This is a genomic window from Kitasatospora sp. NPDC056531 (genome assembly GCF_042794375.1).
GTDB lineage: Bacteria > Actinomycetota > Actinomycetes > Streptomycetales > Streptomycetaceae > Kitasatospora.
In genome coordinates this window covers 1-1,002 of the sequence record NZ_JBHTTU010000139.1, presented here as the reverse complement: position 1 = coordinate 1,002, position 1,002 = coordinate 1, and the positions used below count along the sequence as shown (strand labels likewise).

The following is a 1,002-nucleotide window of genomic DNA, read 5'->3' as shown; positions in this document are numbered from 1 at the left end:
AGCTGGAACGCCGTACGGGCGCCGGCCAGCAGGTGGCCCAGCAGCCGGCCGCGCGCCGCCTCGGATTCGACCCCCTGGGCCCGGGAGGTGCGGCGGGCGAAGCCGCGCAGCAGGTCGTGGTAGCGGTAGCGGCCGGCGGTGAGCGAGTCGAGCATGGCGGCGTCCACCAGGGACTCCAGCAGTTCCTCGGCCTCCTCCGGCGCGAGGTCCAGCAGCGCCGCGGCGGCGTCCAGGCCGAGGTCGGGGCCCTCGGCCCAGGCGGCCAGCCGGAAGGCGCGGGCCTGTTCCGGGGTGAGCTGGCGGTAGCCGAGTTCGAAGGCCGCGTCGACGGCCAGGTCCCCCATCCGCAGCTCGTCGATCCGGCGCTGTTCGTCGGCGAGCCGCTCACTGAGGCTGGCGATGGTCCAGCGCGGGCGGGCGGCCAGCCGGGCGGCGGTGATCCGGACCGCGAGCGGCAGGTAGCCGCAGGCCGCCACCAGGTCCAGCGCCGCCTGCGGTTCGGCGGCCAGGCGCTGTTGCCCGATCACCCGCCCGAGCAGGTCGACGGCTTCCTCGGGGGTGAAGACGTCCAGGTCCAGCTGGAGGGCGGTGGGCAGGCTGGTCGGGCGGGTGCGGCTGGTGACCAGTGCGGCGCAGTCGGGCGAGCCGGGCAGCAGCGGGCGGATCTGCGCGGTGTCGCGGGCGTTGTCGAGGACGACCAGCAGGCGTCGGCCGTCGGTCAGCGACCGGAACAGCGCGGTGCGGTCGGCGATGGTGTCCGGCACGGCCTCGGGGCGGGTGCCGAGCGCGGTCAGGAAGCCGGCGAGCACGTCCGCGGGCCCGGCCGGGACGGCGTCGGCGCCGCGCAGGTCAGCGTAGAGCTCGCCGTCGGGGAAGGCGGCGCGGGTGCCGTGGGCGGCGTGCACGGCCAGCGCCGTCTTGCCGACACCGCCCATGCCCACCACGGAGACCACGGGCAGTGCGTCCCGGGCGGAGGTGGTGAGGGCGGTCCGGATCGCCTCG

1 pseudogene is annotated in these 1,002 nt (G+C 76.7%); it reads right to left on the bottom strand.

The features are described 5' to 3' along the window. A pseudogene (locus ACFQ87_RS41655) lies at positions 1-1,002 on the bottom strand (hypothetical protein); the annotation flags it as partial.